Genomic DNA, 7,462 nt, shown 5'->3' with positions numbered 1-7,462 from the left:
TCCTTATCAGAACCCTATTCAATACCAGGTGAGGTCATCTTGCAATTTCAACTAGCTTTAGCATTCATCCTCAAAAAGCCATTGCTGGGTTTAAAAGAGATGAAGCCATGCGAGGCTTATTTCCCCTGCATGCCCGTCATTTAGGGCCAAGGGATCAAAAAGATTTTTGGGGAAAAAGGAAACACGATGCCGGTTTTAACCGGGTAGAGGGGGCCGCTATTCCCATGTTCCCACCCGGATTGCAAGAAATTCAGGTGCAGAGCCGCGGCAGGGGCATTGCCATCCTTGGGGATGCCGCAGGAAGAACAAACCCCCTTAGTGGTGAAGGCATTGCGGAAGCCTTGATCGGAGGGGAATTGGGATGGGCCTTAGCAGAAGCTGTTTATTCGCAAGATCTTTCGGTAGTGGCCGCTTATGCAGCCGCAGAAGCTGTAAATGCCCAAAGCCGTTTGCGGGCAGATTCGCACCTTTTAGCAAAGCATGCCTTTAACCAACCGGATGTGATGCGCGAGCTTCTCCTCCTTTTTCAAACCAATCCCAAATTAGCGCAAATGCTCATCCGATTTTTATCCCTTGAATTGGAATTAAAAGATTTTTTGAATTTTCCAACATTGCGTGGCGGAGTGTTAATGGCGTTTAACCCAATCTTAAGGGGGGCCGTTGTTCTTTTAGTCCTTGAGGCTTTGAGAAAAACCGGGACGGATAATTTTTGATGCCACCTATCACCTTCAACAACGGACGTTTGGGTCCTTTGACGCGTTTGGGAGTTTACAGGCCACGACCGGTCCCTTTTTTACCGCCGCCTCTCCGTGGGCCAAGAATTTTACCTGCACAAGCGTTAAGAGAACGTGCAGAAAAATTGGCAAAGCTAAATCAGGGAGATCTTCATCAATCCACACAAGAAAGATTAAAACCATTGGATGTAGGGGCGAACCTTGTGTTCGCCCAGATAGGTGAATTCGCCTGGGCGAACACAAGGTTCGCCCGTACGGTATCTCCCCCTATTTTTTGGCGCCAACAAAGATATTTTTCCTTGGTGCGTCCCGCCTTGGTTGCTGGTGTTGGAAGAGGTGGTCTTGTTGATGCAGGGGAAGATGTTTTTCCCATATTGGGGATGGGAAAAAGAGCCCCGGAAGTTGAAATGGCTTATCATATGGAAAGCGATTTTGACGGAGATAACGGCCGTGGTAGGCATGGCCCCCTTGGTCCCAAACTAAGGGCCACGGTGGACCCTCCTTATGATCCCGCAAATGACAGTACTCCCCGTGTCCATTTGATAGAAGTAACCAGAAATACTTATATTGAAATTAGATTATCCGATCGCCAAATACGCGTTGTTGTTTATGGGCTTGACTATCAGGTGCGTAAAAATCCAGATACCCCTGAAACTCCCTACACTCTTTTTAGGGAAGATACTTCCATTGATGTTTTAGCTTCACGTGCACTGGGAAAAGAATTGGCACAACTTGAAAGAGAAAAAGAAATTATTTTTTAGAAGCGCTTTAGTTTCTCTCCTTGACTTTCACCACATCCCGCCATTAAATTTCTCCGCTATTTTTTTAGCGAGCAAAAAAAATTATGATCCAGGTTTATGTTCATCCCCATTGTCCCTATTCCCGAAAAGTTCTTATTGTTTTGGAAGAAAAACACCTGCCTTACCAGGCCATGACGCTTGATCCCGATTCTCCCTCGAAAAAAGAGGCCCTTTTAAAGCTCAATCCCTTCGGGAAAGTTCCTGTATTGATCGATGATGATTTTGTTGTGTTTGAATCGGATGTAATTGCGGCCTACCTTGAAGACAAATATCCTGCCCCTGCTACCGCCGTTCTCATGCCTGAAAATGTGGCTCGACAAAAACTCATGGAAACAGTGCACGACCGTCATTTGGCCCCTTTGGTGCATATTTTATATGAAGAATATTTTTTAAAAAAACCTTACGAAAGAAATGATGAGATCATTGCCGATACATTTAAAAAAATACAAAAAACTTTGTCATGGGTGAATGCACAGCTTGAAGGTCAGACTTATTTTGGAGGTACTTTTTTTTCAACCGCCGATGCCGCCTTTGTTCACAGTTTGGCCAATTGGTTGCCCCAGTTTAATGTGGATATTTCAGGGCACCCTCATGTTGCCACTTGGCTGGCCAAAATAAAAAAAAGGGAGAGTGTTAAAAAAACAGATCCGGGACTTTTTCGTTATCCTAAAATGAACCCGGCAAGTTCCTCCTCCCAAAGCAAACCGCGGGCTTCGGCTATTTTAAACCAGGCTGTTCTTGCCTCCATCAAGGAAAATCCCAAAGCCAACAGGGTTGGTTTGACAAAAGGAAAAGCACAATGATTGAAGTTTCGGGAATTTATAAATCCTTTGGAAATTTTCAGGCCCTTCGGGGTGTTTCATTTTCTTTAAAAAAAGGGGAAGTGGTCGGGTTTTTGGGCCCCAACGGCGCCGGCAAAACAACGACCATGCGTATCTTGACGGGTTTTATTCCGCCCACTGAGGGCGTTTGCCGTGTAGCGGAATTTGATTTGGCCACCCACAAAAAATTGGCCCAGAAAAAAATGGGCTATTTGCCTGAAGCAACTCCACTTTATACCGAAATGGAAGTGGTCAAGTTTTTAAACTATGTCGGGTCATTGCGTGGCATGAACAAAAAGCAATTATCGGCCAATATTAAAGATGTTGTACACACCTGTGGTTTAACAAAGGTCGTTGGACGTAAAATTGCCGAGTTGTCCAAAGGGTATCGTCAGCGTGTGGGTTTGGCTCAAGTCTTGTTGCACGAGCCAGAAATTCTTATCTTGGATGAACCCACCGTGGGGCTTGACCCCAATCAAATTGTCGAAATTCGCGAACTCATACGCCACATCGGGCGTGATCGCACTGTTCTGCTTTCAACCCATATTTTGTCTGAAGTGGAGCAGGTGTGTGAGCGAGTCATTATTATTAATGAAGGAAAAATTGTGGGACAGGGAACCCCTGCCGAGCTTGTGACCAAGGCCCAAGGCGGAGAGGTTTATTTGTTAACTTTGAAGATAAATGAATTGTCTCGCGACGGGATGCCTTTGGCACAATACGCCCCACCATTATTGGGGTCTTTGAATGGTTTTGAAAAAATGACTGTGATAGCCCAGAAAGAAAATGAAATTACCATCGAGGCCAGTTTTGGATCATCTCAGGACCGACGTGAAGAATTGTTTAAACTCGCTGTGGCTTCTGGTTGGGTTTTGTTAGAACTAAGTCGTGTAAAATTGTCTTTGGAAGACGTGTTTAAAAAATTGACCAGGTAGGGGCGCACACTTGGCTGGTCACCGAGCGGAGTCGAGGTGCCCTTCGACTCCGCTCAGGGACCGCAATACATAACCATGATCTTATTCACCATTGCCAAAAAAGAATTCAGGGAATTTTTTTATTCCCCCATTGCCTATGTTTTTTTAACGGTCTTTCTGGTTTTGGTTTTTTGGGTTTTTTTCTCCAGTTTTTTTATACAGAATCAGGCCAGTTTAAGAGTTTTTTTTAGCTGGATTCCGGTTATTTTCGTGGTGTTTTTGCCCGCAGTAACCATGGGTAAATGGGCAGAAGAAAAAAAATCAGGCACTTTTGAATTATTATTGACCCTGCCCGTGACTGATTTTCAGGCCGTGATGGGCAAATTTTTGTCCTGTCTTTATTTTGTCATGGTGGCCCTTATTTTTACTTTACCCCTTGTAGGAACGGTGTGGTTTTTGGGAGATCTTGATTTGGGGCCTGTGTTTTGTGGGTATGTGGGGCTTGTTTTGTTGGCCGCGGCTTCCATTGCTGTTGGTTTGTATTTGTCCTCGCTCACCCAAAATTCGATCGTTGCCTTCATCCTTTCGTTTTTGGTTCTTTTTGTGCTCCATTTATTGGGGGAAAGTCTTGTGGTGAATGCCGCGCCCCAATTTTTGGTGCCCTGGTTTTTGGGGGCCAGTTTAAGCAACCATTTTGAAAGTATTTCGCGCGGTGTCTTGGATTCGCGCGACCTTTTTTATTATATAAGCGTGACTGGATTTTTTCTTTATCTGAATGTTTTAAGTCTGGAATCGCGAGGGTGGGATAAATAAAATGAATCGTTTCAAAATAAAAACCCAAATTATCCTTGTCGCTTTTTTGGTGGCGGCTATTTTGCTTGTGGCCAATTATTTTTCTTTTCGTCATTTTATTCGTTTTGATTTAACCCGTAACAAAGAATTTACCCTGGCTGATTCCACCAAAAAGGTGCTGCAAAGTCTGGACGATCCAATCCGGCTCAAACTTTACATGACCAAGGAAGTGCCCCCCTATCTTCAAAATATCGAGGCGGATATTGTCAACATGCTTCAGGAATACCGTTTGCATTCAAAGGGAAAATTAAGCCTTGATATTATTGTCCCTGAAGATTCCCCCCAAAACGAACAGGAAGCCATGGTGGCCGGCGTTCCTCCCCTGCAATTAAATGTGGTGGAACAAGACAAGGCCGAGGTTCGTAAAATTTATCTGGGGTTGGTCCTTTTTTATGAGGATAAAAAAGAAGTGCTGCCGGTGATCAATAATCTGGGAAATCTGGAGTACGACCTGACCTCTCTTTTGATGAAATTAACCACCCAACAAATTCCAAAGATGGGGGTGGTTTCCGACATGGTTTCAACCCAGGGTTCTTTTAATATTCTAAAGCAGGTGTTGGCCAAGCAGATTGAAACGATTCCCTATGCGTTTGAATCCCTCGATTTAAAAAATCAGGTCTTGGACGGATTGCTTGTTTTAGACCCGCGCAATGTTACAGAAAATTTGACCAAGCAATGGGACATCCTTTTAGAAAAAGGCGTTCCCGTTGTTTTGCTTGTAAGCAAAATCGATGTGGCCCCCGATCTTTCAACAACGCGTATTACCACAGGTTTAGAGAGCTGGCTGGCCGAAAAGGGAGTTATTTTATCTCCCAACTTGATCATCGATCCAAAAAATCCGGCGCGGGCGGCCTTTAATTCTGGACTCATGCAGTATTCTATCCCCTATCCCTTTTTTATCAGGGTTTCTAAAGAGGGCTTGAATCGCGAAAATCCCATGACAGCACAATTAGAAGAGCTTGTTTTTCCGTGGAGCACATCGCTTTCCTTTGATTCCAACAAAAATACCGGATGGAAGCCCACCGTCTTGGCCCAGAGTTCCCAAGATTCTTTTGAACAAGAAGGGGACCCCAATGTGTCTCCGCAAATTTTTGAAAGCCTGGAAATTCAGGCCGGCAAACCCCATACACTGGCCCTGCTTTTGGAAAAAGAGAAGGAAGGGCAAAAACCTTCTCGCTTGATTGTGGTGGCCAATAACCAGTTTATGCGTGACCCGCTTTTGGAAGAATTTCAGCACAATCTCTTGTTTATCCAAAACCTGGTTGACTGGATTACCTGGGGAGATGCGCTCATTGGCATTCGGTCGCGCAGTGCCACGGTACGCCCCTTGGTGGAACTTAATACCGAGGCGAAGTCGTTTCTTCGTTATGGGCATGTGGTTGGCATTCCGCTCTTGGTGATTTTTCTGGGGTTGTTTATCCGCTGGCGTCGTCGTAAAAAGCATGAAGCGGTGGCGGAAGAATTTCTGGTTTAATTTGGTCCTTCCACCCCTCGACTCCGCTCGGGGACCACTCCGCTCAGGGACCGCCCTTCGACTTCGCTCAGGGACCGGTCACCGAGCGGAGTCGAGGTGCGGGTGTAAATATAATGTCCAAAAAAATTCTCACACTTTTGGTTGTCTTTTTGGCTTTGGGGCTTGTGGTAGCTCTTTTTGAAAAGCCCTTTGGTCCAAAAAATGAAACCATTGGAGAACCTTTTATTCAAATATCCAAAGAAAACATTGTTGCCATAGAAATTGAACATTTCATCCAGGGTTTTAAGTTCAGCAAAAATGCGGAAAACAAATGGGTTGTCGAAGAAAAGAAAACCGCGCTTCAGGAAAAAATGGAACAAACCAAACCGGATACAGCCAAAAAAGAGGGGGCCAAAGACAAAAAGAAAACAGGAGAAACCTCCACTCCTGTTGTGGCCAATCAGGAAATGGTGGAAAGAATGATTGATGTCTTGTTAGCCCTTCCAAAAGGAGTCCCGGTGACAAACAACCCTGAAAAATACACCTTGTTTGAAATTCATGATTACGGATTAAACCTTGGTTTTTTTGATAAAGAAGGAAAAAAATTGGCCCGTGTTTATATAGGAAAAGAGGGCCCCGATTTATTTTCAAGCTATGTACGTCTGGAAGGGGAAAAAGAAGTTTATCTGGTTGCAGAACAGTTGAAGGGGATGTTGAATCACACCTTGGATGAATGGAAGGAAAGGTAGGGACTCCGCGATGCGGAGTCCCTACGCGGATAGGACATCAACCTGCCTTGCCAAAATATTCTTTTGACTTTACAGGGTCCGGCTTCATGGTGGCCTTGCCTTTTTGCCAGTTGGCGGGGCAGACTTCACCTGTCTTGGCTACCGTCTGGATGGCTTCCAAAACGCGCAGTGTTTCGTCCACATTGCGGCCTATCCCTAAGTCGTGCACCACTTCATATTGAATGACCCCTTCAGGGTTGATGATAAACAACCCACGCAGGGCAATACCGGCATCTAAAAGAACACCATAATCAGCGGCGATTTTTTTGTTTAAGTCAGCCAATAAAGGATATTCCAGTTTTCCCAAACCGCCATTTTTGCGGTCGGTATTCACCCAGGCTAAATGGGAGAATTTGGAATCCACCGAGCATCCCAAAACTTCGGCGCCCAGCTTTTTGAAATCGGCAATGCGATCGGAAAAAGCGGTGATTTCGGTGGGGCAGACAAAGGTGAAATCAAGCGGATAAAAAAACAGGACCGCCCATTTCCCCTTGTAGTCGGCCAGTTTGATTTTTTTGAATTCGGTTCCAACAACGGCCTCGGTTTCAAATTCCGGGGCCTTTTTTTGTACAAGTGACATAAGTCCCTCCTTAATATTCGAACCTTTATACCCTTCGACTTTGCTTAAGGGCGTTCGATTAATTTTTACTAAAAAGACATGGAAGCTTTCAAGTCGAACCACGTCATTTGAGGTATTTCATTAGCACAAAGAGAAGTCGTCACAAGGTATTTTTTTTGCCACAAATCTTTAAAAGCATGTTGTTTTATTTTAAAAAGATACGTATTATATGCGCATGGCAAGACATGCGCTTAACAAAGATCGCTGGACACTCACTTTTGATCCCATTCTTAAAAGCACGCTTCTTAAAGAAGCGCGCAAACTACGCATTTATCCCGTGCAGCTTTTGGAAACAATCGTTCGGGAAAAACTAAATACCTTTGGATTTCAATCGGTACGAGATAGCGTCAATTATGTCAATGCTCTCAGAGGGAAAAGCCAGGCTTTGAGTAATAAAAAATTCTTAAACGAAATCAAAAAATGGGAAAAAGAATAAGTATCTTGGTGGATACCGATATTTTTATCGATTATTTTAAATTTATTC

9 protein-coding genes are annotated in these 7,462 nt (G+C 44.3%); 8 read left to right on the top strand and 1 reads right to left on the bottom strand.

The genetic code is table 11. The features are described from left to right. The first annotated feature begins 107 nt into the window (after nucleotides 1-107). From A2048_10505 to A2048_10475, 7 genes are all read left to right on the top strand, one after another. Nucleotides 108-713, top strand: a complete 606-nt coding sequence (locus A2048_10505) for a hypothetical protein (GenBank protein OGP10154.1) — start codon at nucleotides 108-110, stop codon at nucleotides 711-713. Beyond that, entirely contained in the window at nucleotides 713-1,495 is a 783-nt protein-coding gene (locus A2048_10500; protein ID OGP10153.1) for a hypothetical protein, read from the top strand. Before A2048_10505 ends, A2048_10500 begins: the two co-directional genes overlap by 1 nt. Nucleotides 1,496-1,578: 83 nt before the next feature. Further along, nucleotides 1,579-2,337 carry a hypothetical protein gene (locus A2048_10495; GenBank protein OGP10152.1) on the top strand — a complete coding sequence of 253 codons (759 nt, stop codon included), beginning with the start codon at nucleotides 1,579-1,581 and terminating at the stop codon, nucleotides 2,335-2,337. Continuing rightward, nucleotides 2,334-3,287 carry a hypothetical protein gene (locus A2048_10490; protein ID OGP10151.1) on the top strand — a complete coding sequence of 318 codons (954 nt, stop codon included), beginning with the start codon at nucleotides 2,334-2,336 and terminating at the stop codon, nucleotides 3,285-3,287. The genes A2048_10495 and A2048_10490 overlap by 4 nt, the downstream gene beginning before the upstream one ends. Nucleotides 3,288-3,362: 75 nt before the next feature. After that, nucleotides 3,363-4,079, top strand: coding sequence for an ABC transporter (locus A2048_10485; GenBank protein OGP10150.1), 717 nt, complete (start codon nucleotides 3,363-3,365; stop codon nucleotides 4,077-4,079). 1 nt (nucleotide 4,080) lies between these two features. Continuing rightward, nucleotides 4,081-5,592, top strand: a complete 1,512-nt coding sequence (locus tag A2048_10480) for a hypothetical protein (GenBank protein ID OGP10149.1) — start codon at nucleotides 4,081-4,083, stop codon at nucleotides 5,590-5,592. A 113-nt stretch (nucleotides 5,593-5,705) separates the two neighbouring features. Further along, on the top strand, nucleotides 5,706-6,320 hold the full coding sequence (locus A2048_10475; GenBank protein ID OGP10148.1) for a hypothetical protein: 615 nt from the start codon (nucleotides 5,706-5,708) through the stop codon (nucleotides 6,318-6,320). 37 nt (nucleotides 6,321-6,357) lie between these two features. Here the strand turns inward: A2048_10475 and A2048_10470 are convergent, their stop codons facing one another. Next, nucleotides 6,358-6,939 (bottom strand): thioredoxin peroxidase, encoded by a 582-nt coding sequence (locus A2048_10470; GenBank protein OGP10147.1) that lies wholly within the window; start codon nucleotides 6,937-6,939, stop codon nucleotides 6,358-6,360. A 208-nt stretch (nucleotides 6,940-7,147) separates the two neighbouring features. On the opposite strand from A2048_10470, the gene A2048_10465 reads away from it, so the two are divergent. Beyond that, complete coding sequence (locus tag A2048_10465; GenBank protein OGP10146.1) at nucleotides 7,148-7,414, top strand: hypothetical protein; 267 nt, start codon at nucleotides 7,148-7,150, stop codon at nucleotides 7,412-7,414. Nucleotides 7,415-7,462: the final 48 nt, after the last annotated feature.

The organism is Deltaproteobacteria bacterium GWA2_45_12 (assembly GCA_001797365.1).
Taxonomy (GTDB): Bacteria; UBA10199; UBA10199; order UBA10199; family UBA10199; genus UBA10199.
Note: the sequence above shows the minus strand (reverse complement) of the source record. Positions and strands in the feature narration are given on the sequence as shown.